General features: G+C 70.4%; 25 protein-coding genes and 2 pseudogenes. 19 read left to right on the forward strand and 8 right to left on the reverse strand.

From position 1 onward, the window contains the following. Positions 1 to 265, reverse strand: a pseudogene (locus tag QC385_RS43435) (transketolase); the annotation flags it as partial. 383 nt (positions 266 to 648) lie between these two features. Between QC385_RS43435 and QC385_RS43440 the strand changes: the two are divergent. The 3 genes from QC385_RS43440 to QC385_RS43450 all read left to right on the forward strand — a co-directional run bounded on the left by QC385_RS43440 (position 649) and on the right by QC385_RS43450 (position 3,249). Beyond that, positions 649 to 1,566, forward strand: a complete 918-nt coding sequence (locus QC385_RS43440; RefSeq protein ID WP_193506516.1) for a heme o synthase — start codon at positions 649 to 651, stop codon at positions 1,564 to 1,566. A 69-nt stretch (positions 1,567 to 1,635) separates the two neighbouring features. Continuing rightward, on the forward strand, positions 1,636 to 1,968 hold the full coding sequence (locus QC385_RS43445; RefSeq protein WP_279546934.1) for a hypothetical protein: 333 nt from the start codon (positions 1,636 to 1,638) through the stop codon (positions 1,966 to 1,968). A 174-nt stretch (positions 1,969 to 2,142) separates the two neighbouring features. Further along, positions 2,143 to 3,249: an amidohydrolase family protein gene (locus QC385_RS43450; RefSeq protein WP_279546935.1), complete on the forward strand. Its 1,107-nt coding sequence runs from the start codon at positions 2,143 to 2,145 to the stop codon at positions 3,247 to 3,249. A 19-nt stretch (positions 3,250 to 3,268) separates the two neighbouring features. On the opposite strand, the gene QC385_RS43455 is transcribed toward QC385_RS43450, so the two are convergent. The 4 genes from QC385_RS43455 to QC385_RS43470 all read right to left on the reverse strand — a co-directional run bounded on the left by QC385_RS43455 (position 3,269) and on the right by QC385_RS43470 (position 6,878). Next, on the reverse strand, positions 3,269 to 4,276 hold the full coding sequence (locus QC385_RS43455) for a COX15/CtaA family protein (protein WP_279546936.1): 1,008 nt from the start codon (positions 4,274 to 4,276) through the stop codon (positions 3,269 to 3,271). Positions 4,277 to 4,343: 67 nt separating this feature from the next. Next, a complete protein-coding gene (locus QC385_RS43460; protein ID WP_279546954.1) occupies positions 4,344 to 5,060 on the reverse strand; it encodes an ABC transporter permease in 717 nt (238 codons plus the stop codon). Positions 5,061 to 5,110: 50 nt separating this feature from the next. Continuing rightward, positions 5,111 to 6,034: an ABC transporter ATP-binding protein gene (locus QC385_RS43465; RefSeq protein WP_279546937.1), complete on the reverse strand. Its 924-nt coding sequence runs from the start codon at positions 6,032 to 6,034 to the stop codon at positions 5,111 to 5,113. 31 nt (positions 6,035 to 6,065) lie between these two features. Next, positions 6,066 to 6,878, reverse strand: a complete 813-nt coding sequence (locus tag QC385_RS43470; protein WP_279546938.1) for an aminoglycoside N(3)-acetyltransferase — start codon at positions 6,876 to 6,878, stop codon at positions 6,066 to 6,068. 161 nt (positions 6,879 to 7,039) lie between these two features. On the opposite strand from QC385_RS43470, the gene QC385_RS43475 reads away from it, so the two are divergent. The 8 genes from QC385_RS43475 to QC385_RS43510 all read left to right on the forward strand — a co-directional run bounded on the left by QC385_RS43475 (position 7,040) and on the right by QC385_RS43510 (position 13,602). After that, positions 7,040 to 7,783: a helix-turn-helix transcriptional regulator gene (locus QC385_RS43475; RefSeq protein WP_279546939.1), complete on the forward strand. Its 744-nt coding sequence runs from the start codon at positions 7,040 to 7,042 to the stop codon at positions 7,781 to 7,783. Next, the gene (gene sufB / locus QC385_RS43480) at positions 7,780 to 9,201 is read left to right on the forward strand and encodes a Fe-S cluster assembly protein SufB (RefSeq protein ID WP_020273984.1); all 1,422 of its coding nucleotides are present in this window, start codon (positions 7,780 to 7,782) and stop codon (positions 9,199 to 9,201) included. The genes QC385_RS43475 and sufB overlap by 4 nt, the downstream gene beginning before the upstream one ends. A 62-nt stretch (positions 9,202 to 9,263) precedes the next feature. Beyond that, the gene (sufD, locus tag QC385_RS43485) at positions 9,264 to 10,448 is read left to right on the forward strand and encodes a Fe-S cluster assembly protein SufD (protein ID WP_279546940.1); all 1,185 of its coding nucleotides are present in this window, start codon (positions 9,264 to 9,266) and stop codon (positions 10,446 to 10,448) included. Further along, positions 10,445 to 10,762 (forward strand): non-heme iron oxygenase ferredoxin subunit, encoded by a 318-nt coding sequence (locus QC385_RS43490; protein WP_279546941.1) that lies wholly within the window; start codon positions 10,445 to 10,447, stop codon positions 10,760 to 10,762. Before sufD ends, QC385_RS43490 begins: the two co-directional genes overlap by 4 nt. Positions 10,763 to 10,769: 7 nt before the next feature. Beyond that, positions 10,770 to 11,534, forward strand: coding sequence for a Fe-S cluster assembly ATPase SufC (gene sufC / locus QC385_RS43495; RefSeq protein ID WP_279546942.1), 765 nt, complete (start codon positions 10,770 to 10,772; stop codon positions 11,532 to 11,534). Then, complete coding sequence (locus QC385_RS43500; RefSeq protein ID WP_279546943.1) at positions 11,531 to 12,787, forward strand: cysteine desulfurase; 1,257 nt, start codon at positions 11,531 to 11,533, stop codon at positions 12,785 to 12,787. Before sufC ends, QC385_RS43500 begins: the two co-directional genes overlap by 4 nt. A gap of 15 nt (positions 12,788 to 12,802) precedes the next feature. After that, the gene (gene sufU / locus QC385_RS43505; protein ID WP_279546944.1) at positions 12,803 to 13,273 is read left to right on the forward strand and encodes a Fe-S cluster assembly sulfur transfer protein SufU; all 471 of its coding nucleotides are present in this window, start codon (positions 12,803 to 12,805) and stop codon (positions 13,271 to 13,273) included. After that, positions 13,270 to 13,602 (forward strand): metal-sulfur cluster assembly factor, encoded by a 333-nt coding sequence (locus tag QC385_RS43510; protein WP_031143572.1) that lies wholly within the window; start codon positions 13,270 to 13,272, stop codon positions 13,600 to 13,602. Before sufU ends, QC385_RS43510 begins: the two co-directional genes overlap by 4 nt. Positions 13,603 to 13,669: 67 nt before the next feature. On the opposite strand, the gene QC385_RS43515 is transcribed toward QC385_RS43510, so the two are convergent. Next, positions 13,670 to 14,509, reverse strand: coding sequence for an AbfB domain-containing protein (locus tag QC385_RS43515; protein ID WP_279546945.1), 840 nt, complete (start codon positions 14,507 to 14,509; stop codon positions 13,670 to 13,672). 170 nt (positions 14,510 to 14,679) lie between these two features. Here QC385_RS43515 and QC385_RS43520 point away from each other — a divergent pair, with 170 nt between their 5' ends. The 6 genes from QC385_RS43520 (at position 14,680) to QC385_RS43545 (ending at position 19,322) form a co-directional block, all read left to right on the forward strand. Beyond that, a complete protein-coding gene (locus QC385_RS43520; RefSeq protein ID WP_279546946.1) occupies positions 14,680 to 15,000 on the forward strand; it encodes a DMT family transporter in 321 nt (106 codons plus the stop codon). After that, positions 15,000 to 15,548, forward strand: coding sequence for a TetR/AcrR family transcriptional regulator (locus QC385_RS43525; RefSeq protein WP_279546947.1), 549 nt, complete (start codon positions 15,000 to 15,002; stop codon positions 15,546 to 15,548). The genes QC385_RS43520 and QC385_RS43525 overlap by 1 nt, the downstream gene beginning before the upstream one ends. Positions 15,549 to 15,959: 411 nt before the next feature. Then, positions 15,960 to 16,949 (forward strand): 2,3,4,5-tetrahydropyridine-2,6-dicarboxylate N-succinyltransferase, encoded by a 990-nt coding sequence (dapD, locus tag QC385_RS43530; protein WP_150480176.1) that lies wholly within the window; start codon positions 15,960 to 15,962, stop codon positions 16,947 to 16,949. Between the two features lie 213 nt (positions 16,950 to 17,162). Further along, entirely contained in the window at positions 17,163 to 17,393 is a 231-nt protein-coding gene (locus QC385_RS43535) for a hypothetical protein (protein WP_279546948.1), read from the forward strand. A gap of 163 nt (positions 17,394 to 17,556) precedes the next feature. Then, positions 17,557 to 18,114 (forward strand): SigE family RNA polymerase sigma factor, encoded by a 558-nt coding sequence (locus QC385_RS43540; RefSeq protein WP_279546949.1) that lies wholly within the window; start codon positions 17,557 to 17,559, stop codon positions 18,112 to 18,114. Then, complete coding sequence (locus tag QC385_RS43545) at positions 18,111 to 19,322, forward strand: WD40 repeat domain-containing protein (RefSeq protein ID WP_279546950.1); 1,212 nt, start codon at positions 18,111 to 18,113, stop codon at positions 19,320 to 19,322. The genes QC385_RS43540 and QC385_RS43545 overlap by 4 nt, the downstream gene beginning before the upstream one ends. On the opposite strand, the gene dapA is transcribed toward QC385_RS43545, so the two are convergent. Further along, entirely contained in the window at positions 19,323 to 20,207 is an 885-nt protein-coding gene (dapA, locus tag QC385_RS43550; RefSeq protein WP_279546951.1) for a 4-hydroxy-tetrahydrodipicolinate synthase, read from the reverse strand. A gap of 175 nt (positions 20,208 to 20,382) precedes the next feature. Between dapA and QC385_RS43555 the strand changes: the two genes are divergently transcribed. Then, a complete protein-coding gene (locus QC385_RS43555) occupies positions 20,383 to 20,532 on the forward strand; it encodes a hypothetical protein (protein WP_279546952.1) in 150 nt (49 codons plus the stop codon). Beyond that, on the forward strand, positions 20,529 to 21,254 hold the full coding sequence (locus tag QC385_RS43560) for a hypothetical protein (protein WP_279546953.1): 726 nt from the start codon (positions 20,529 to 20,531) through the stop codon (positions 21,252 to 21,254). The genes QC385_RS43555 and QC385_RS43560 overlap by 4 nt, the downstream gene beginning before the upstream one ends. A gap of 78 nt (positions 21,255 to 21,332) precedes the next feature. Here the strand turns inward: QC385_RS43560 and QC385_RS43565 are convergent. Then, positions 21,333 to 21,459, reverse strand: a pseudogene (locus tag QC385_RS43565) (IS481 family transposase); the annotation flags it as partial.

The raw sequence follows: 21,459 nt of genomic DNA on the forward strand, positions 1-21,459 counted from the left end.
GGTACAGCTGGGTGTAGAGGGTCAGGGACGAGTGGCCGGCGGACAGCACGAAGCGGTCCCGCCCGACCCAGTCGGCGTCCGCCGGGTCGTGCCGCATCACCTTCTGGAAGAGGGTGTAGGCGGCAGGCGCGAGACTCATCGCCGTACCCGGATGGCCGTTACCGACCTTCTGTACGGCATCGGCGGCCAGGACACGCGCGGTGTCGACGGCCCGCTGGTCCAACTCGGTCCACTCGAGGTCTGTTGTGGTCGGCTTGGTGCTCACCCTGGGTCAGGGCTCCTCTCCACATGTCGGATGCCGGTGTATCGGGGCGTCCACCGGCCGCAGCCGAGCCTACCCCCGTGGGACGTGCGTTCTTTCGAGTCACTCCAGAGTGCCGGGACACGTTTCGATCCGCCTCCTGACTGGGGCGTATCCCATTCGACAGGTGAATACGGAGCCGCTCATCCGGGTGCTCAATCGAGCTTCCGCACGCCCTTCCGAAGCCGCCCTCCAACACGAGCCGACCCCCGCGAATGTCCGACTCTGGGCAACGTCTAAAGTGGCGTGGTACGCGCGAGCCTTTACCGGGACTTCACACGGGTGAGGCTTGCTGGGATGTCTCTGTAGGGGTGTGCGTGACGGCCGTTGAATCCCGTCCAGCGGGGATGCTAGGGGCGGACCAGAGCCCGGCCCACCGGCCGTTCGGGGCCCGTGTCAAGGCGTTCGTGGCTCTCACCAAGCCGCGGATCATCGAGCTGCTGCTGATCACCACCGTCCCGGTGATGTTCCTGGCGCAGCAGGGCGTGCCCGACCTGACGCTGGTGCTGCTGACCTGCGTCGGCGGTTACATGTCCGCGGGCGGCGCCAACGCGCTCAACATGTACATCGACCGCGACATCGACGCCCTGATGGACCGCACCTCGCAGCGGCCGCTGGTCACCGGCATGGTCAGCCCGCGCGAGTGCCTCGCCTTCGGCATCACCCTGGCGATCGCCTCGACGCTGCTGTTCGGCCTCACCGTGAACTGGCTGAGCGCCTGGCTCGCCCTCGGCGCGCTCCTCTTCTACGTCGTCGTCTACACGATGATCCTCAAGCGCCGTACCTCGCAGAACATCGTGTGGGGCGGCATCGCCGGCTGCCTGCCCGTGCTGATCGGCTGGTCCTCTGTCACGAACTCCATGTCGTGGGCGCCGATCATCCTGTTCCTCGTCATGTTCTTCTGGACGCCGCCGCACTACTGGCCGCTGTCCATGAAGGTCAAGGAGGACTACGCGCGCGTGGGCGTGCCGATGCTGCCGGTGGTCGCCTCCAACAAGGTGGTCGCCAAGCAGATCGTGATCTACAGCTGGGTCATGGTCGCCGTCTCGCTGCTGCTGACCCCGCTCGGCTACACCGGCTGGTTCTACACGTCGGTCGCCCTGCTGGCGGGCGGCTTCTGGCTCTGGGAGGCGCACGGCCTCCAGAACCGCGCGAAGGCGGAGGTGACGGGCGCGAAGCTGAAGGAGATGCGCCTGTTCCACTGGTCGATCACGTACGTCTCGCTGCTGTTCGTGGCCGTAGCGGTCGACCCCTTCCTGCGCTGAGGCAGCACTGACGTACGTCACAGGGCCCTGCTCTCGCCAGTCGATCTACTCGTGAGTAGCATCCTGGTCATGGCAGAGACGCAGCAGGTTGACCCGAAGGCCGAGCGCAAGGCGGCCCGGCTGGCCCAGCAGATCAGCTCCTTCTCCAAGGCCCATGGCGGCGCCGAGGGCCAGGTCGCCTACCTCGGCGACCGCGGCGCCCGCATCGTCCTGGTCGGCGAGGACGGCAACTGGGGCGACCTGGTGGCCCCCTCCTACGAGATCGCCGAGAAGGCCGTGGAGAAGTCCGGCATCACGACCCACGAGTCCTTCGACGGCGAATTCGCCGCCAAGGTGAAGACGGGCCGCTACGAGTGGTCGCGCATGGCGGGGATCCAAGTAGGCGGCCCCAAGAACAACTGACCCCTTAGGGGCCCGGGGCTGTATCGATTTGCGGCTCCGCCGCGTGGGCGCGACCAGCCACAGCCGTCCCGCACCCGTCGAACACACCGGTCCTCCCACGACGGCCCCGCGACCTCAACCCGGTTCACCCGTTAAGACCCTTAGGAACAACAGGGTCCACACCGGGGAGCCCGGATGATCGAAACGCCGTCCCTAGTGGACCAGTACTGCCACGGAGTACTCCGCACGGAGCTGGGCCTCGGCACCTTCGAGGCCCACCTCTCCCGCACCGAGGGCCCACCCGCCCCCGGCACCACCCTCTTCGACACCCAGACCGGCTTCGCCGTGCGGCGCTGGTGCCCACCCCTGCTCGGTCTCGAACCGCACTGCACGCCCGCCCGCTACCTGGCCCGCCGCCGCGAACTGGGCGTCCTGGAGTCCGCCCGCCGGCTCCTGCGCGGCAGCGGCATCACGACGTACCTGGTCGACACGGGCCTGCCCGGTGATCTGACCGAACCCGGCGAACTGGCCTCCGCCGGAGCCGCCGAGTCCCGCGAGATCGTACGGCTGGAGCTGCTCGCCGAGCAGGTCGCCGACACCTCCGGGACCGTCGAGTCCTTCCTCGCCAACCTCGCCGAGTCCGTGCACGCCGCCGCCGCGAACGCCGTCGCCTTCACGTCGGTCGCGGGTGTACGGCACGGCCTCGCGCTCGCGCCGGAGCCGCCCGGGCCGGGGGAGGTGCGGGGGGCCGTCGGCCGCTGGCTCGCGGGGCGCGATGTCGGCGGGGAGCTGAGCGACCCCGTGCTGCTGCGGCACCTGCTGTGGAGCGCGGTCGCCTCGGGGTTGCCGCTCCAGCTGCACGCGGGGCTCGGCGCGCCGGGGCTGCGGATCGACCGTACGGATCCGGTGCTGCTGATGGACTTCGTCCGGGCCACGGCCGGTCTCGGCACGGATCTCGTCCTGCTGCACGGCTACCCGTACCACCGGCACGCCGCCCACCTGGCCGGTGTCTTCCCGCACGTCTACGTCGACTCCGGCGCCGCCCTGGTCCGCACCGGCGCCCGCGCCGCGACCGTCCTCGCGGAGATCCTGGAGCTGGCCCCGTTCGGCAAGATCCTCTTCTCCACCGGCGCCCAGGGGCTGCCGGAGCTGCACGTGGTGGGCGCCCGGCTGTTCCGCGAGGCGCTCGGCCGGGTGCTCGGCACCTGGGTCGCCGAGGGCGCGTGGTGCCTGGCCGACGCGCAGCGGGTGGCGGGGATGCTGGCGTCGGGGAACGCGCGCCGGGTGTACGGGCTCGACTGAACCCCGGTCAGGGCGGCTTCTATGCCTTCGTCAGCGTCGCCTCGGGCGCGGGACCGGGCACGTCGGCGACGACCTCCGGCCGTTCGCGCAGCGACAGCACCACCCGCAGCACCCAGATCCACATCACGGCCGAGCCGAACATGTGCAGGCCGACCAGGACCTCGGGCAGGTCCGTGAAGTACTGGACGTAGCCGATGACGCCCTGCGCGAGCAGGATCAGGAACAGCTCGCGGGTGCGGTTCAGCGGGCCGCGCGGCGCGTCGACCGCCTTGAGGACGAACCACAGGGCGAATGTCAGCGTCACCACGATCCACGCCAGCACGGCGTGCAGCTTGCTCACCGTCTCCCAGTCGACCGGCATCCGCTCGACCTCGCTGGAGTCGCCGGCGTGCGGTCCCGCGCCCGTGACCACCGTGCCGACCAGGATGAGCAGCACGGCGGCGGCGACCAGGAACCACACCAGCTGCCGCACGGCCTTGCCGACCAGGGGGCGCGGCGGCGTGTCGCCCTCACGGGTGCGCTGCCACATCACCGTGGCCACCGCGATGAGCGCGGACGTGGCCACGAAGTGCGCCGCGACGGTGTACGGGTTGAGCCCGACCAGCACCACGATGCCGCCGAGCACCGCGTTGCTCATCACGATCCAGAACTGCGCCCAGCCCAGCCGGGTCAGGCTGCGCCGGTGCGGCTTCTGGGAGCGCGCGGCGATGATCGCCCAGCCGACGGCGGCGCACAGCACGTACGTCAGCATGCGGTTGCCGAACTCGATGGCGCCGTGGACGCCCATCGCGCTGGTCGCGGTGAGCGAGTCGGCGGTGCACTTGGGCCAGGTCGGGCAGCCGAGGCCCGAGCCGGTCAGCCGTACCGCTCCGCCGGTGACCACGATGAGCACCGACATCACGATCGCGGAGAGGGCCGCCCGCTGGACCGTCCGGGGTTCCGGGGTCCAGCGCTCGGCGATGAAGGCGAGCGGGTTGCGCAGGGCCGCCCTGGCGTCGGCGGGGGTCACTTTTGGCACGCGACCCATCGTAGGGCGCCGCTTGTGCACGCTTTCACTAGGGTCCGTCATGGGCCTTCCCCCAGCCGTCATGGCCTCACTCCCAGCGGAAGAACCGCCCGGCCGCCGCCAGCCCGACGACCGCCCAGACGCTCAGGATCCCCAGGTCGGCCCAGGGCATCCCGGCCCCGTGCTGGAGCACGTCCCGCAGTCCGCCGGACAGGGCCGAGATGGGCAGCAGGCCGAGCAGGTCCTGCACGGCGGAGGGGAACTTGTCGAGCGGCACGATGACCCCGCCGCCGACGAGCAGCAGCAGGAACACCAGGTTGGCGGCGGCGAGCGTCGCCTCGGCCTTCAGCGTCCCGGCCATCAGCAGACCGAGGCCCGAGAAGGCCGCCGTACCCAGGACCAGGAGCAGCAGGACCGCGAACGGATTGCCCTGCGGCGACCAGCCGAGCGCGAAGGCGATCACCGTCAGCAGGATCACCTGGAGCACCTCGGTGACCAGCACGGACAGCGTCTTCGCCGTCATCAGGCCCCAGCGCGGCAGAGGCGAGGAGGCGAGCCGCTTCAGGACGCCGTAGCGGCGCTCGAAGCCGGTCGCGATCGCCTGCCCGGTGAACGCCGTCGACATCATCGCCAGCGCAAGGATGCCGGGGGCGAGGAAGTCGACGGCCTCGCCGGCGCCCGTGTCGACGATGTCCACGGTGCTGAAGAGCACCAGGAGCAGGGTCGGGATGACGACGGTCAGCAGCAGCTGCTCGCCGTTGCGCAGCAGCATCTTCGTCTCGAGCGCGGCCTGGGCCGCGATCATGCGCGGGAGCGGCGCGGCCCCCGGCTTCGGCGCATAGGTGCCGGTGGCGGTCACGAACGCAGCTCCTTACCCGTGAGCTCCAAGAAGACGTCCTCCAGGGTGTGCCGCTCCACCGAGATCCTCTCCGGCATCACGCCGTGCTGGGCGCACCAGGAGGTGACCGTCGCGAGCAGTTGCGGGTCGATCTTGCCGACGACGCGGTACGTACCGGCCGTCAGCTCGGCGGCCGAGCAGTCGGCGGGCAGGGCCTTCAGCAGCGAGCCGACGTCCAGCCCGGGGCGGCCGGAGAAGCGGAGCGTGTTCTCGGCGCCGCCGCGGCACAGCTCCTCCGGGGAGCCCTGGGCGATGACCCGGCCCGCGTCGATGATCGCCACGTCGTCGGCGAGCTGCTCGGCCTCGTCCATGTAGTGGGTGGTGAGGATCACGGAGACACCGTCGTCGCGCAGGTCCCGGACCAGGTCCCAGGTGGCGCGGCGGGCCTGCGGGTCGAGCCCGGCGGTCGGCTCGTCAAGGAACACCAGCTCCGGACGCCCGACCACGGCCATCGCGAGGGCGAGCCGCTGCTGCTGCCCGCCCGACAGCCGCCGGTACGTCGTACGCCCGCAGGAGCCGAGCCCGAGGCGTTCGATGAGCGCGTCCACGTCCAGGGGGTGGGCGTGCAGCTTGGCCACGTGGCGGAGCATCTCGTCGGCGCGGGAGCCCGAGTAGACGCCGCCCGACTGGAGCATCACGCCGATGCGGGGCCGCAGGGCCCCGGACTGTCCGACCGGGTCGAGGCCCAGGACGCGCACCGTGCCGGAGTCCGGCTTCCGGTACCCCTCGCAGGTCTCGACCGTGGTCGTCTTGCCCGCCCCGTTGGGGCCGAGCACGGCGGTCACGCCCTCCCGGGCCACCAGGTCCAGCCCGTCCACCGCGGTCTTCGTGCCGTACCGCTTCACCAGGGCCTGGACCTGGACCACGGGCTCACTTCGCATGGGTCCAGAGTCTAGGTTCGTGCGACCCGGCTCAGACCGGCGGGTGCAGGAACTCCTCCTCGCGAGGACGGTGGACCGCCAGCCACTGTTCGGCGTAGGCCACCGCGTCCGCCACCGGGAACAGCCGGGCCTCGGCCGCCCCGACCTTTCCGCGTACGACGGGACGGTCCCGCTCGAAGTCGTAGCCCAGCTCGTCGAAACGGTCCGAGCTGATGGACACCTCCGTCACGGTCTCCCAGCCGTCGGGGCCCGGCCGGCCCACGGCGACGCGCGGGGACGGTATCCGGTACTCGGCGAGGTGGAAGCTGGTGCAGGAGGCGTAGCCGGCGCCGAGCAGCAGGACCCGGGCGCCCATGGCCTCCAGCTTCGCGAGCGGGCTGCGCTCGCCGAGCCGGCAGTCGGGCGCGTGGCCCTCGATCACCTCCGCCGCGCGCGGGCCGACCGCCGCGAACGAGGTCTGGGGATGGGCGCTGCGCAGCGCGCCGGGCCAGGTGCGCACGGTCTCCGGGACGACGCCGACCCCGCGCGTGGGGGTGATCCGGGGGTCGTAGGCGGGCATCGTGGCGCGGATGGCCGCCCACCATTCCGGGGGCAGGGGCGGATTCCCCCACAGGGCTGGGTCGGAGAGGTCGCCGGTCTGCGTCGGAACCACCAGCGTGCCCTCCTGGCCGAGCGCGTCGAGCAGTCCCTGCACGACCGCGACGGCCCCGCCGTTGACCCAGCCGAGGGAACTGAGCGAGGAGTGCGCGAGGAGGGTCTCACCTGGGCGCACACCCAGCTCGGACAGCTGCGTGCGCAGGGTGTCCCGGGTGACAAGAGGGCCGGTCGGAGGGGGTGTGGACATGGTTCGGGAGTGTCCCCCAAGGTGCTTCGGCATGCCACCGTTTTGATCGATCAGAGATCGTTTCCGCAGGTCAGGTTAGCTTTACCTAAGTGACGTAGGGCACCTCCGGGGTGGCCGGACGCCGCTTGCCCGCCCCCGATGAATTACGCAACAATGGCGTTGTGAAAAACGTCGGCGAGGCTCGGGAGAACCCCACGGGGTCCCCTCAGGAGGAGCTCGCGACCGGGGAGCGGTCCACCCGCAACCGAGTCGCGCGGTCCATCCTGGACCACGGCCCGTCGACCGTCGCCGAGCTCGCCGAGCGGCTGGGTCTCACCCAGGCGGCCGTGCGCCGGCACCTCGACGCCCTCGCGGGCGACGGTGTCGTGGAAGCGCGCGAGCAGCGGGTCTACGGCGCGCGCACCCGCGGCCGGCCGGCCAAGGTGTTCGCCCTGACCGACTGCGGCCGGGACGCCTTCGACCAGTCGTACGACAAGCTGGCGGCGGACGCGCTGCGCTGGATCGCCGACCGCGAGGGCGGGAACGAGGCGATCGCCGCCTTCGCCCGCGCCAGGATCGCCGCACAGGCGGGCGCGTACCGCGAGGCGGTCGAGGCCGCCGCGCCCGAGCAGCGGACACAAGCGCTGGCCAAGGCGCTGAGCGCGGACGGGTACGCTGCTACGGCGCGCAGTGCGCCCCACCCTCAGAAGGGTGAGCAGCTCTGCCAGCACCACTGCCCGGTCGCCCACGTCGCCGAGCAGTTCCCGCAGTTGTGCGAGGCGGAGACGGAATTTTTCGCCGAGTTGCTCGGTACACACGTACAGCGGCTCGCCACCATCGCGCACGGCGACGGCGTCTGCACGACGTTCATCCCCAAGATTTCCCACAACGCATCTGCAAGCACGGCCGGGAGGAACCCCGCATGACTCTCCCCACGGAGACTGCCCACCCTGAGCTCGAGGGCCTGGGCAAGTACGAATACGGCTGGGCCGACTCCGACACGGCCGGCGCCTCTGCCAAGCGCGGCATCAACGAGGACGTCGTCCGCGACATCTCCGCCAAGAAGAACGAGCCGGAGTGGATGACCAAGCTCCGCCTCAAGGGCCTGCGCCTGTTCGAGAAGAAGCCGATGCCGAACTGGGGCTCGGACCTGTCGGGGATCGACTTCGACAACATCAAGTACTTCGTGCGCTCCACGGAGAAGCAGGCGGCCTCCTGGGAGGACCTGCCCGAGGACATCAAGAACACGTACGACAAGCTGGGCATCCCCGAGGCCGAGAAGAACCGCCTCGTCGCCGGTGTCGCCGCGCAGTACGAGTCGGAGGTCGTCTACCACCAGATCCGTGAGGACCTGGAGGAGCAGGGCGTCATCTTCCTCGACACCGACACGGCCCTGAAGGAGCACCCGGAGCTCTTCAAGGAGTACTTCGGGACCGTCATCCCCGTCGGCGACAACAAGTTCGCGTCGCTGAACTCCGCCGTGTGGTCGGGCGGCTCCTTCATCTACGTGCCGCCGGGCGTCCACGTGGAGATCCCGCTCCAGGCCTACTTCCGTATCAACACGGAGAACATGGGCCAGTTCGAGCGGACGCTGATCATCGTGGACGAGGGTGCCTACGTGCACTACGTCGAGGGCTGCACCGCGCCGATCTACAAGTCGGACTCGCTGCACTCCGCGGTCGTCGAGATCATCGTCAAGAAGAACGCCCGCTGCCGCTACACGACCATCCAGAACTGGTCGAACAACGTCTACAACCTGGTCACCAAGCGCGCCGTGGCCTACGAGGGCGCGACCATGGAGTGGGTCGACGGCAACATCGGCTCCAAGGTGACGATGAAGTACCCGGCCGTCTACCTGATGGGCGAGCACGCCAAGGGCGAGACGCTGTCCATCGCCTTCGCCGGCGAGGGCCAGCACCAGGACGCGGGCGCCAAGATGGTCCACATGGCGCCGAACACGTCGTCCAACATCGTGTCGAAGTCCGTCGCACGCGGTGGCGGCCGTACGTCCTACCGTGGTCTGATCGAGATCGGCGAGGGCGCCGCGGGCTCCAAGTCGAACGTGCTCTGTGACGCGCTGCTGGTCGACACGATCTCCCGCTCGGACACCTACCCCTACGTGGACGTCCGCGAGGACGACGTGTCCATGGGCCACGAGGCCACCGTCTCCAAGGTCTCCGAGGACCAGCTCTTCTACCTGATGAGCCGCGGTCTGAGCGAGTTCGAGGCGATGGCGATGATCGTGCGCGGCTTCGTCGAGCCCATCGCCAAGGAGCTCCCCATGGAGTACGCGCTGGAGCTCAACCGGCTGATCGAGCTGCAGATGGAAGGCGCGGTGGGCTGACCCAGCCACCTGCCGTCCCCATCAAGCCCCTTACGCAACGGAAAGCGAGCACTACGACAGCCATGGCTGAGGCTCAGAACATCCCGGTGGGGTCCACCACCACCGGCTCGATCGCGGTGGCGGCCGAGTCGACCGTCGCCACCCGCATGAGCGCGCCCCCCTCCTTCGACGTGGCGGACTTCCCCGTTCCGCACGGCCGTGAGGAGGAGTGGCGGTTCACCCCGCTGGAGCGCCTGCGCGGCCTGCACGACGGCACCGCCGTCGCCAACGGCAACGGCGTGAAGGTCGACGTACAGGCACCCGAGGGCGTCACCGTCGAGGCCGTCGGCCGCGACGACGCGCGGCTCGGCAAGGCGGGCACCCCGGTGGACCGCGTCGCCGCCCAGGCCTACTCGGCGTTCGAGAAGGCCTCGGTCGTGACCGTGCCGAAGGAGACCGTCCTCACCGAGCCGATCCGCATCGCGGTGCACGGCGAGGGCGGCACCGCCTTCGGCCACCAGGTGATCGAGCTGGGCGCCTTCGCCGAGGCCGTCGTGGTCATCGACCACACCGGTGACGCGGTGCTCGCCGCCAACGTCGACTACATCCTGGGCGACGGCGCCAAGCTGACCGTCGTCTGCGTCCAGGACTGGGACGACAAGGCCGTGCACGTCGCCCAGCACAACGCCCTCGTCGGCCGCGACGCCTCCTTCAAGTCGGTCGTCGTCACCTTCGGCGGCGACGTCGTCCGGCTCCACCCGCGCGTGCGGTACGCCGGGCCCGGCGGCGAGGCCGAGCTGTTCGGCCTGTACTTCACCGACCGGGGCCAGCACCAGGAGCACCGCCTCCTGGTCGACCACAACGTCCCGCACTGCAAGTCGAACGTCGTCTACAAGGGCGCCCTCCAGGGCGACGGCGCCCACGCGGTGTGGATCGGCGACGTGCTCATCGAGGCCAAGGCCGAGGGCACCGACACGTACGAGATGAACCGCAACCTGGTCCTCACGGACGGGGCGCGCGTGGACTCCGTGCCGAACCTCGAGATCGAGACCGGCGAGATCGTCGGCGCCGGCCACGCCTCGGCCACCGGCCGCTTCGACGACGAGCAGCTCTTCTACCTCATGGCCCGCGGCATCCCGGAGTACGAGGCCCGCCGCCTTGTGGTCCGCGGCTTCTTCGCCGAGCTGGTCCAGCAGATCGGCCTCCCGGACATCGAGGAGCGCCTGATCGCCAAGATCGAGGAGGAGCTGGAGGCCGCGGTCGGATGACCTTCGTACGCGCCTGTGGACTCGGCGAGCTGGAGGAGGACACCCCGAAGCGGGTGGAACTCGACGGCACGCCCGTGTCCATCGTGCAGACCGAGGGCGAGGTGTTCGCGATCTACGACATCTGCTCGCACGCGAACGTCTCCCTGGCGGAGGGCGAGGTCGACGACTGCCACATCGAGTGCTGGCTGCACGGCTCGCGCTTCGACCTCCGCTCCGGCAAGCCCGACGCCCTTCCCGCGACGCGCCCCGTCCCCGTATACCCCGTAAAGATCGAAGGGGACGACGTGCTCGTCTCCCTCACCCAGGAGTCCTGAGGCACCCATGGCTACGCTTGAAATCCGAGACCTGCACGTCACCGTCGAGGTCGAGAACGGCACGAAGGAAATCCTCAAGGGTGTCGACCTCACCGTGAAGCAGGGCGAGACGCACGCCATCATGGGCCCCAACGGCTCGGGCAAGTCGACCCTCGCCTACTCCCTCGCGGGACACCCGAAGTACACGATCACCGGCGGCACCGTCACCCTCGACGGCGAGGACGTCCTGGAGATGTCCGTCGACGAGCGCGCCCGCGCCGGTCTGTTCCTCGCCATGCAGTACCCGGTCGAGGTCCCCGGTGTCTCCGTGTCCAACTTCCTGCGCACCTCCGCCACCGCCATCCGCGGCGAGGCCCCCAAGCTGCGCACCTGGGTGAAGGAGGTCAAGGAGGCCATGGAGCGCCTCAACATCGACCCGGCCTTCGCCGAGCGCAACGTCAACGAGGGCTTCTCCGGCGGTGAGAAGAAGCGCCACGAGATCCTCCAGCTGGAGCTGCTCAAGCCGAAGATCGCGGTCCTCGACGAGACCGACTCCGGCCTGGACGTCGACGCCCTGCGCGTCGTGTCGGAGGGTGTGAACCGCGTCCGTGACACGGGCGAGGTCGGCACCCTGCTGATCACGCACTACACGCGCATCCTCCGCTACATCAAGCCCGACCACGTGCACGTCTTCTCCGGCGGCCGGATCGTCGAGTCCGGCGGTGCCGAGCTCGCCGACAAGCTGGAGGAAGAGGGCTACGAGGCATACACGAAGGGTGGCGCATCCGCGTGACACAGCTGCCGGGCCTCCTCGACACCGAGGCGCTCCGCAAGGACTTCCCCATCCTGGACCGCCAGGTCCACGACGGTAAGAAGCTCGTGTACCTGGACAACGCGGCGACCAGCCAGAAGCCGCGTCAGGTGCTGGACGCCCTCAACGAGTACTACGAGCGCTACAACGCCAACGTCCATCGTGGCGTGCACGTCCTCGCCGAGGAGGCCACGGCGCTGTACGAGGGCGCGCGCGACAAGGTCGCGGAGTTCATCAACGCGCCGTCCCGCGACGAGGTGATCTTCACCAAGAACGCCTCGGAGTCGCTCAACCTCGTGGCGAACATGCTGGGCTGGGCCGACGAGCCCTACCGCGTGGACTCCGACACGGAGATCGTCATCACGGAGATGGAGCACCACTCCAACATCGTGCCGTGGCAGCTGCTCGCGCAGCGCACGGGCGCGAAGCTGAAGTGGTTCGGCCTGACCGACGACGGCCGCCTGGACCTGTCCAACATCGACGAGGTCATCAACGAGAAGACGAAGATCGTCTCCTTCGTGCTGGTCTCCAACATCCTGGGCACCCAGAACCCGGTCGAGGCGATCGTGCGCCGCGCCCAGGAGGTCGGTGCGCTGGTCTGCATCGACGCCTCGCAGGCCGCGCCGCACATGCCGCTGGACGTGCAGGCCCTCCAGGCCGACTTCGTGGCCTTCACCGGCCACAAGATGTGCGGCCCGACGGGTATCGGCGTCCTCTGGGGCCGCCAGGAGCTCCTGGAGGACCTGCCGCCCTTCCTCGGCGGCGGCGAGATGATCGAGACAGTGTCGATGCACTCCTCGACCTACGCCCCGGCGCCCCACAAGTTCGAGGCGGGCACTCCGCCGGTCGCCCAGGCGGTCGGTCTCGGCGCGGCGATCGACTACCTCAACTCGATCGGCATGGACAAGATCCTCGCCCACGAGCACGCGCTGACCGAGTACGCGGTGAAGCGGCTGCTGGAGGTTCCGGATCTGCGCATCATCGGCCCGACGACGGCCGAGGAGCGCGGAGCGGCGATCTCCTTCACCCTCGGGGACATCCACCCGCACGACGTGGGTCAGGTCCTCGACGAACAGGGCATCGCGGTCCGGGTCGGCCACCACTGCGCGAGGCCGGTCTGCCTGCGGTACGGAATTCCTGCGACCACGCGAGCGTCGTTCTATCTGTACTCCACGCCGGCCGAGATCGACGCGCTGGTCGACGGCCTGGAGCACGTACGGAACTTCTTCGGCTGAAGGGCGTGCTGAACGGTGAAACTGGACTCCATGTACCAGGAAGTCATCCTGGACCACTACAAGAACCCGCACGGGCGGGGCTTGCGGGATGGCGACGCCGAGGTGCACCACGTCAATCCGACGTGCGGTGACGAGATCACACTGCGCGTGAAGTACGACGGAACGAGGATCGAGGACGTTTCGTACGAGGGCCAGGGCTGCTCGATCAGCCAGGCCTCGGCCTCCGTACTGAACGAACTCCTCGTCGGCAAGGACTTCTCCGACGCGCGGAAGATCCAGGAGACCTTCCTGGAGCTGATGCAGTCCAAGGGGAAGCTCGAACCCGACGACGCGATGGAGGAGATCCTGGAGGACGCGGTCGCGTTCGCCGGGGTCTCCAAGTACCCGGCCCGGGTGAAGTGCGCCCTGCTGAGCTGGATGGCCTGGAAGGACGCGACGGCCCAGGTGCTGGGCGGCGCCGACGCCGAGAAGGAGACGACGGCATGAGCGAGACCGTTGAGATGAAGCCGGCCTCGGAGGAAGAGGTCCGTGAGGCGCTGTACGACGTCGTCGACCCCGAGCTGGGCATCGACGTCGTCAACCTCGGCCTGATCTACGGCATCCACATCGACGAAGCGAACATCGCGACGCTCGACATGACCCTGACCTCCGCGGCCTGTCCGCTGACGGACGTCATCGAGGACCAGGCCAAGTCCGCCACGGACGGCCTCGTCAACGAGCTGCGCATCAACTGGGTCTGGATGCCGCCGTGGGGCCCCGACAAGATCACGGACGATGGGCGGGAGCAGCTTCGGGCGCTCGGGTTCAACGTCTGAGATCCGTCTGAGACCCACTGACCGACGAAGGGGCGGCACCCTGCCGGGGTGCCGCCCCTTCGCATGCTCAGTCCAGCCCGGCCACCAGCCGGAACGCCGAGTCCGCGCGGTACAGGCCGTCGTGCTGGTACGGCTCGAGGCGGAGCTGGAAGTTGCGGTGGCGCAGGAAGCGGCCCGGATAGTTCAGGGACTCCAGCATGACCGCGCCCGACGCGGCCGAGGGGCGCGGGCAGAAGGTGGCGTCCTTGCGGAACAGGGCCGAGCCGTCGTCGGTGTCCTCGACCAGGACGAAGCTGCGGTGGCGGAGGTAGCGGCCGTCCGCCGTGGTGAAGGAGTGGCAGGAGGAGTCGGCGAGGCCGGAGACGCGCTCGAAAGTGGCGTCCTCGCGCTGCTCGGGGCCGGAGCCGATCTGGTCCAGGCGCACGTAGCCGTCGCGGACACGCCAGTAGCGGTCGGGATAGTTGACCGAGCGTATGGATGTGCCGTGCGAGGCCGGGGGCTTCGGGGGCTTCGACGTGGCGTCGGACGCCGAGGGCTTGGGGGCCTTCTTCTCCGGCTTCGGACTCGGGTCGGCGCCGGTGGACGCGCTCGTGCTGGGGGTCGGGGTGGAGGACGGACGGTCGCCGTGCGCGCCCGGGCTTTCGCCTGCGCCCTTGGAGGGAGTCGCGAAGGAGATCAGACCGCCCGGGGCCGAGCTGCCGAGCGTGGTCGGTTCCGCCGCCTTGTGGGCCGGCTCGCCGGACTCGTTCTCCAGCACGGTGACGGCCGTGACGCACGCGGTGACCGTGGCCACGGCGAGGGCGCCTGCCAGCCACAGCCGTCGGGTTCCTGGTGCCCGGGTGGTGTCCGGGGCCCAGCCGCTCTCCCACGGGCGGTCCAGTGGGGGCCGGGACTTGTCTTTCGGCATGCTCTTGTTTCCTCCGGCGGGCTCCCGTGACGGCGGTGCAGTTGTGGTCGCCCGGTGTGTGATCGGTGACACCGTAGTGGACCAGTGGGGCCCCTGGGAGTCGTTTGTTGAAAGCGGTATCTCTTCTGCCGTTGTGTACGGGTGTACAGGTGTTGTGTACGCTCGTACATATGGGTTATCTGCTGCTGGCCGGGGCCATCGCCGCCGAGGTGGGCGCGACCACCGCCATGAAGTACAGCGACGGTTTCAGCCGACTCGGGCCCTCGCTGCTCACGTTCCTCGGCTACCTCGTCTCCTTCGCGCTGCTCGCGCAGACGCTGAAGACCGTCTCCGTGGGAACGGCCTACGCGATCTGGGCCGGCGTCGGCACCGCGGCCATCGCCACGATCGGGATCGTCTTCCTGGGGGAGGGCATGACCGTCGCCAAGGCCGCCGGAATCGCGCTGATCATCATCGGGGTCGTGGTGCTGAACCTGGGAGGTGCCCACTGATGCCCCGCCGCTACGACCCCGAGCGGCGCCAGCGGATCATCGACGCGGCGATCCGGGTCGTCGGGGAGAAGGGCATCGCCGGGCTGAGTCACCGCACCGCCGCCGCCGAGGCCGACGTGCCGCTCGGCTCGACGACGTACCACTTCAAAACCCTCGACGAACTGCTGGTCGCCGCGCTGCGGCAGGCCAACGAGGGTTTCGCCAAGATCGTCGCCGGGCGCGGCGCGCTGGACGATCCCCGGACCGACCTGGCCGCCGAACTCGCCGCGTGGGTGGGGGAGTGGCTCGCGGGCGACCGCACGGGCGTCGAGCTGGAGTACGAGCTCTACCTCGCCGCCCTGCGCCGGCCCGCGCTGCGGCCCGTCGCCGCCGAGTGGGCCGAGGGGCTCGCCGAGCTGCTGTCCCGGCGTACGGATCCGGTGACCGCGCGGGCACTGGTGGCGGTCGTCGACGGCGTCTGTCTCCAGGTGCTGCTGACCGGGGTTCCGTACGACGAGGCGTACGCCCGGGAGGTGCTGGGGCGGGTCGTCGCGGGAGCGCGGGAGTGAATCGGGTGGGCGGGTCGTCGCTAGGTGGGAGCGCGGGAGTGACGCCGGCGGTGCGGGAGTGACGCCGACGGCGGGGCGGACGTCGGGCTGCGGAAGGACTCCTATGGCGGGGCGGTCGTCGAGTTGCGGGAGTGGCCGGCGGTGGCTGGGTGGCCGTCGGGTTTGCTGGAGTGAGTGACTGCCGGTGGCTGGGTGGCCGTCAGGTTGCGGGAGTGACTGCCGCTGGCTGGGTGGCCGTCGGGTTGCGGGAGTGGGTGGCCGCCGGTGGCTGGGCAGCCGTCGGGTTGCGGGTGGCCCCGACGGCGGGCCGTCGCCGCGCGTCGCCGACCAGCGGCGGGACGTACCGCCCGGCACGTGAGACGCCCCCGCACCGGTTCGCATCGACCGCCGTCCGCCGGTTAGGTTGCCCTCATGACCGACACGACTGCTCCTCGCACCACCGGCGCCGTGGCCGCCGGCCTCGCCACGGTCGCCGCCGACGGCACCGTCCTCGACACCTGGTTCCCCGCTCCCGAACTGGCCGCCGAGCCCGGCCCGTCCGGCACCGAGCGGCTCTCCGCCGAGCAGGCCGCCGAGCTGCTCGGCGGCGGTGCGACCGCGGCGATCGGCCCGGACGCCCGCCGGGGCGTCGAGGTGGTCGCGGTCCGCACGGTCATCGCCTCGCTCGACGAGAAGCCGATCGACGCGCACGACGTCTACCTGCGCCTGCACCTGCTCTCCCACCGCCTGGTCAAGCCGCACGGCCAGAGCATGGAGGGCATCTTCGGCTTCCTCGCCAACGTCGCCTGGACCTCGCTCGGCCCGGTCGCCGTCGACGACCTCGAGAAGGTCCGGCTGAACGCGCGCGCCGAGGGCCTGCACCTCCAGGTGACCTCCGTCGACAAGTTCCCCCGCATGACCGACTACGTGGCCCCCAAGGGCGTCCGGATCGCCGACGCCGACCGGGTCCGCCTCGGCGCCCACCTCGCCGAGGGCACCACCGTCATGCACGAGGGCTTCGTCAACTTCAACGCCGGCACGCTCGGCACGTCGATGGTCGAGGGCCGTATCTCCGCGGGCGTCGTGATCGGCGACGGCTCGGACATCGGCGGCGGTGCCTCGACCATGGGCACGCTGTCCGGCGGCGGCAACGTCATCATCTCCATCGGTGAGCGCTGCCTGATCGGCGCCGAGGCGGGCGTCGGTATCGCCCTCGGCGACGAGTGCGTCGTCGAGGCCGGCCTCTACGTCACCGCCGGCACCCGCGTCACCATGCCCGACGGCCAGATCGTGAAGGCCCGCGAGCTGTCCGGCGCCTCCAACATCCTCTTCCGCCGCAACTCGGTCACCGGCACCGTGGAGGCCCGGCCGAACAACGCGGTGTGGGGCGGGCTGAACGAGATCCTGCACAGCCACAACTGACCTGCGCCGGTCGTCACCGAGCGCCCTTCCCCGGACCGAGGACGGCCGGGAAGGGCGCTTCGTGTGTCATCGGCTCTCCGGACGGGCCCCGTACGAGTTACCCGGCGTGACCTCATGGTGGTTTTTGCAGATGAACGGGTGGGCGCAGGGTCCGATGAACGGGCGGACGCCGTGTCCGATCAGAAGCCGAACCGATGAAACGAGGACCGGGGTATGAGGAACGAGCGGGGGCGGGTCGTGGCGCGCTGTCTGGCCGGGGCGGTCACGGCGCTGGTGGTGTGCTGGCTTCCGGCGGGGGCCGCGCACGCCGACGAGACCAACACGGGCTCGCACAACGGCCACCGGGTGGGGCTGGTCAACGTCAACGTCGGCCAGGTCGACGACCCGGCGGAGGACGTCCTGGAGCACACGCTGCTGTTCGGCGACGGGTACGCCTGGAACTGAACCGGCACACCGGCGGGCCGGGGCCCGTACCGCACACTCTTGCGGTACGGGCCCCGGCCCGTTTTTCGTGTCCGGCAGGTGGCATAGCGGGTCGCTCCCGCGCGCGTCACAAGGAGTACGGGGGCGGGCAGCGGGTCCGCCCCGGGGGAAGGCGAAGGTGACGATGGATGCCGAAGCGCAGGAGAGCTTCCGGGAATTCGTGGCGAACAGGTCGTCCGCGCTGCTGAAAACCGCGGTCCTGCTGAGCGGCGGCGACCGGCACGCGGGCGAGGACCTGCTCCAGAACGCGCTGATCAAGGCGGCGGGCCGCTGGCACCGGATCGACGAACCCGAGGCGTACGTCCGCCAGATCCTCTACCGCCAGCAGGTCAGCCGCTGGCGGCTGAAGTGGCCGAGGCGTGAACTGAGCGTCGCCGAACCGCCGGAGACCTCCGCCGCCCCGGACGCCGCCGGAGCGGCCGAGCTGCGTCTGGTGATGCGGGGCGCCCTGGCCCGGCTGACCGCGCGGCAGCGCACCGTGCTGGTGCTGCGCTACTTCGAGGATCTGCCCGAAGCCGAGGTGGCCCGCATCCTGGGCTGCTCCGTCGGCACCGTACGGTCCGCCACCCATCGCTCCCTGGCCCGGCTGCGCGCGCTCGCGCCCGAGCTGGCCGCCCTGGGCCCGGCCGCCGCGGAACAGCGGCCGTCCCGTGACTACTCGCCCGTGGAGGTGCGTCAGTGAACGTCGACGAACTCGTGCGCGACGCGCTGCGCGACCAGGCCGAGGGACAGCCGCCCGCGGCACCCGGCTTCGCCGACCGCGTCCTGGCGGTCCGCCGGCGCCGCCGCAGCCGCCGGCTCGCCTCCGCCGCCGCGGCGGCCGTCGCCGTGGTCGCCGTCGCCGTGGCCGTGCCGCTGCTGGACTCGGGCAAGCAGGACGTACGTCCCTCAGGTGGCGTGGAACAGACCAGCGTCACCGCCCGTCCGGACCAGTCGCCGCCGCGCGACCTGATCGCCGCCGGCCGGGTCGCCCTGGCCGCGTACTACACCTCCAGGAACGTCGAGCAGTCCGCGGACCGTGCCGTCTCCGAACGCACGTACTGGCTGCTGAACCCCGAGACCAAGAAGTACGAGAGGGCCGACCGGTGGTCGTACGTCGCCGTCGCCCCCGGGCTGCAGACCGCCGCCGTCCTGGAACGGGACCTGCCCGTCCGGCGCATCGGACTGCTCGACCTCGCGAGCGGCGAGGTCAAGCGGTGGATCCCGGTCGACCGGCCGGTGGCGGGGGTGGAGTTCTCCACCGACGGCAGGAAGCTCGTCGCGACGACGTACAGCAAGAACCCTGACCGCCGGGTGAAGATCGACGGGTCGGAGGGCTGGGACGCCCCCTTCTTGGAGTCGGACCGGACCGGGTTCCACGTCATCGACGTGGCATCCGGAAGCAGTTCCTGGGCGGGGGTGGAGATCGGCGGGGGTGCGCACAATCCCGAAGCGTTCATCAACTCCCGCCAGGACTTCGCGTTCACCCGCGACGGCCGTCTCGTCTGGTCCGGGATGCCCACAGAACCCGGCAAGAAGTTCTACGACTTCACCGGCGGGGAAGTCCCCGCGCCCGCGCTGGAACGGTACCGGGACTGGTCCGTCGAGGCGGGGGTGTCGCCGGACGGGCAGCTCGTCGCCGGCCCGTTCGCGGGGCAGAAGTGGAAGACGTCCTCCTTCGTGCTCGACGCGCGCACCGGGAAGCAGCGCGAGGTACGCGGGCAGCAGTTGCTCGCCTGGGCGGACGGGAACTCGCTCGTCGCCTGGGACATCGGGCCGGACGGGAACGAGTACCACCAGCGGCTGGTGCTGGTGTCCATCGGCGGCGAGAAGACGACCCCGCTCAGTGATTTCCGGTCACCCAAGGACAACACCAAGGGGCGGTGGGAGCCGGTGTTCGCGGAGCGGTGATCAGGTCCGGGTGAGGTCCGCGTGGAGCGCCAGCAGCGCGTCGGTCGTGGCGGGGCCGGCCGGCCGGAGCGGGGCGCGGACCGGGCCCGCGGGGAGGTCCAGGGCGTTGAGCAGCGCCTTCGTCGTGACGGTGCCCTGGAGGTCTGCCGACATGAGCGCCTCGACGAGGGGGGTGGCCCGCTGCTGGAGGCGGGCCGCCTGGGTCGTGTCGCCCGCGTCGAAGGCGTCCAGGACGGCCCGCAGCCGGTCCGGGATCACGTTCGACACCGTGCTGACGTAACCGGCCCCGCCCACCGCGTACAGCGCGAGGTTGTGCTCGTCGCTGCCCGCGTAGTACGCCAGGTCCGTGCGGGCCAGCACCTTCTGGGCGGCCAGGAAGTCGTGGGAGCAGTCCTTGACCGCGACGATCCTGGGGTGTGCGGAGAGGCGGAGGATCGTCTCCGGTTCGATGCGGACACCGGTGCGGACCGGGATGTCGTAGAGCATGAGCGGGAGTTCGCCGTCGTCGGCGATCTCGCGGAAGTGGGCCTCGATCGCGTCCTGCGGGGGCCTGCTGTAGTAGGGCGCCACCACCAACAGGCCGTCCGCGCCCGCCTTCTCGGCCTCCCGGGCCAGGTCCACGGTGTGACGGGTGTCGGGCGTGCCGACGCCCGCGACGATCGACGCCTGATCGCCCACGGCCTCGCGGACGGCTGTGATCAGGGCCGACTTCTCGGCGTCCGTGGTGGTCGGTGACTCGCCCGTCGTGCCGGACAGGACGAGGCCGTCGCAGCCCTGGGCGACCAGGTGCGCGGCGAGGCGCTGGGCACCGTCGAGGTCCAGCGCTCCGGATGCCGTGAACGGGGTGATCATGGCGCACAGGGCACGGCCGAAGGGGGTCGTCATGTGAGTAGTGTCGGCAGCGTGACTGTGTAGCTCCAGTTAATTCTTCTGCCCGGTACTTGTAAGGGATGCTTTCCGGTTGTCTCGGTGGGGCGTCGGGGGAGGCCCTATGTCCAAACCAGGGCCTTGTGGGTCACCATGGCCAGGACGTTCGGCGACGGCATTTCATGGAGGCGTCATGAAGCTGGGCAAGGCACTGGCCACCGGGATCGCGGAGGAGCGGCCGCAGGCCCGGGACGAGGAGATCGAACTTCCCGAGCTCCAGGGACTCCACGGACTCCAGGAAGTCGAGGAGCCCGCGCTGGATGAGGTCCCGGTCGCCCGATGAGGCTGCGGCTTCCGACGGAGCGTCCGACGGAGCCGCCGACCGGATACAAGATCGCCCACCCGGTGCTGTCCCAGGACGGCACCCGGGCCGGGTTCACCGGTGTGTCGCTGGGCGGCGCGCTGCCGTACGGAGTGCTGGCGGAGGCGGCGTGTGTGTACGGGCTGCGGCACCGGGCGCCGCACCGGCGCTGCGACTGCGGGTTCCACTGCGTGCACGACCGGCGGGCGGCGGAGGCGTTGCTGTGCACGGCCGAGCACCGCGCGGCCGTGCTGTTGGAGGTCTCCGTTCTCGGCGTCTACATCCGCTTCGAGCGTGGGTTTCGGTACGCCCGGCAGCGGGTGCGCGTCATGACCCTGGGGGCGTGTGCGTGCGGTGCCGGGGCCGCCGCGCTGGGCGAGGCCGGATGGGGGCGGCCGGGGTGGCGGGCGTTGACGCCCCGCTGTGGGGAGTGTCTGCGGGGGCGGCCGTCCTTGTCGCCGGCCGGGTTCGCGCGGCTGGCGGGGGACGGGTTGCGGGTCGTGGCCGGGGGTGGTAGCGCGCCGGCGGGGCTGGCGGCGGCCCAGGGGATGGGGGCGGCCCAGGGGATGGGGATTCCCGAACTTGTCGCGGAGGCCGAGCTGTTGCAGGCGCGGCTGGACGTGTTCCAGGCTCAGTTGGCGCGGCTCGGTGAGGGTGGCGAGCGTGGTGGTCGTGGTCGTGGTGGGGGTGGAGCGGCGGGGTAGCCGGGCGGGTAAGGGCTGGGCCGAGATGCGGCGAGGTCGTGGCATTCCCGCCCGTGCCGCCCAGGACGTGTGTGCGTACTAGGTGTATTGACCTGGAGCGTTGTTCACGCGGGAGATGGGTGGGTGGCCGCCGAGTGCGGTGTGGCAGCGGTGGTGGTTGTAGGTGTGCAGGAAGTCTGCCAGGGCCGCGGTGCGTTCGGTGTTA

This window comes from Streptomyces sp. DH10 (assembly GCF_029813805.1).
In the GTDB taxonomy this organism is placed as follows: Bacteria; Actinomycetota; Actinomycetes; order Streptomycetales; family Streptomycetaceae; genus Streptomyces; species Streptomyces coeruleofuscus.

Excerpts from the sequence above, each read along its gene's own strand:
- QC385_RS43440 (WP_193506516.1), top strand. The coding sequence starts at position 649 with ATGCTAGGGGCGGACCAGAGCCCGGCCCACCGGCCGTTCGGGGCCCGT.
- QC385_RS43445 (WP_279546934.1), top strand. The coding sequence starts at position 1,636 with ATGGCAGAGACGCAGCAGGTTGACCCGAAGGCCGAGCGCAAGGCGGCC.
- QC385_RS43450 (WP_279546935.1), top strand. The coding sequence starts at position 2,143 with ATGATCGAAACGCCGTCCCTAGTGGACCAGTACTGCCACGGAGTACTC.
- QC385_RS43455 (WP_279546936.1), bottom strand. The coding sequence starts at position 4,276 with ATGGGTCGCGTGCCAAAAGTGACCCCCGCCGACGCCAGGGCGGCCCTG.
- QC385_RS43460 (WP_279546954.1), bottom strand. The coding sequence starts at position 5,060 with ATGATCGCGGCCCAGGCCGCGCTCGAGACGAAGATGCTGCTGCGCAAC.
- QC385_RS43465 (WP_279546937.1), bottom strand. The coding sequence starts at position 6,034 with ATGCGAAGTGAGCCCGTGGTCCAGGTCCAGGCCCTGGTGAAGCGGTAC.
- QC385_RS43470 (WP_279546938.1), bottom strand. The coding sequence starts at position 6,878 with ATGTCCACACCCCCTCCGACCGGCCCTCTTGTCACCCGGGACACCCTG.
- sufB (WP_020273984.1), top strand. The coding sequence starts at position 7,780 with ATGACTCTCCCCACGGAGACTGCCCACCCTGAGCTCGAGGGCCTGGGC.
- sufD (WP_279546940.1), top strand. The coding sequence starts at position 9,264 with ATGGCTGAGGCTCAGAACATCCCGGTGGGGTCCACCACCACCGGCTCG.
- QC385_RS43490 (WP_279546941.1), top strand. The coding sequence starts at position 10,445 with ATGACCTTCGTACGCGCCTGTGGACTCGGCGAGCTGGAGGAGGACACC.
- sufC (WP_279546942.1), top strand. The coding sequence starts at position 10,770 with ATGGCTACGCTTGAAATCCGAGACCTGCACGTCACCGTCGAGGTCGAG.
- QC385_RS43510 (WP_031143572.1), top strand. The coding sequence starts at position 13,270 with ATGAGCGAGACCGTTGAGATGAAGCCGGCCTCGGAGGAAGAGGTCCGT.
- QC385_RS43515 (WP_279546945.1), bottom strand. The coding sequence starts at position 14,509 with ATGCCGAAAGACAAGTCCCGGCCCCCACTGGACCGCCCGTGGGAGAGC.
- QC385_RS43520 (WP_279546946.1), top strand. The coding sequence starts at position 14,680 with ATGGGTTATCTGCTGCTGGCCGGGGCCATCGCCGCCGAGGTGGGCGCG.
- QC385_RS43525 (WP_279546947.1), top strand. The coding sequence starts at position 15,000 with ATGCCCCGCCGCTACGACCCCGAGCGGCGCCAGCGGATCATCGACGCG.
- dapD (WP_150480176.1), top strand. The coding sequence starts at position 15,960 with ATGACCGACACGACTGCTCCTCGCACCACCGGCGCCGTGGCCGCCGGC.
- QC385_RS43535 (WP_279546948.1), top strand. The coding sequence starts at position 17,163 with ATGAGGAACGAGCGGGGGCGGGTCGTGGCGCGCTGTCTGGCCGGGGCG.
- QC385_RS43540 (WP_279546949.1), top strand. The coding sequence starts at position 17,557 with ATGGATGCCGAAGCGCAGGAGAGCTTCCGGGAATTCGTGGCGAACAGG.
- dapA (WP_279546951.1), bottom strand. The coding sequence starts at position 20,207 with ATGACGACCCCCTTCGGCCGTGCCCTGTGCGCCATGATCACCCCGTTC.
- QC385_RS43555 (WP_279546952.1), top strand. The coding sequence starts at position 20,383 with ATGAAGCTGGGCAAGGCACTGGCCACCGGGATCGCGGAGGAGCGGCCG.
- QC385_RS43560 (WP_279546953.1), top strand. The coding sequence starts at position 20,529 with ATGAGGCTGCGGCTTCCGACGGAGCGTCCGACGGAGCCGCCGACCGGA.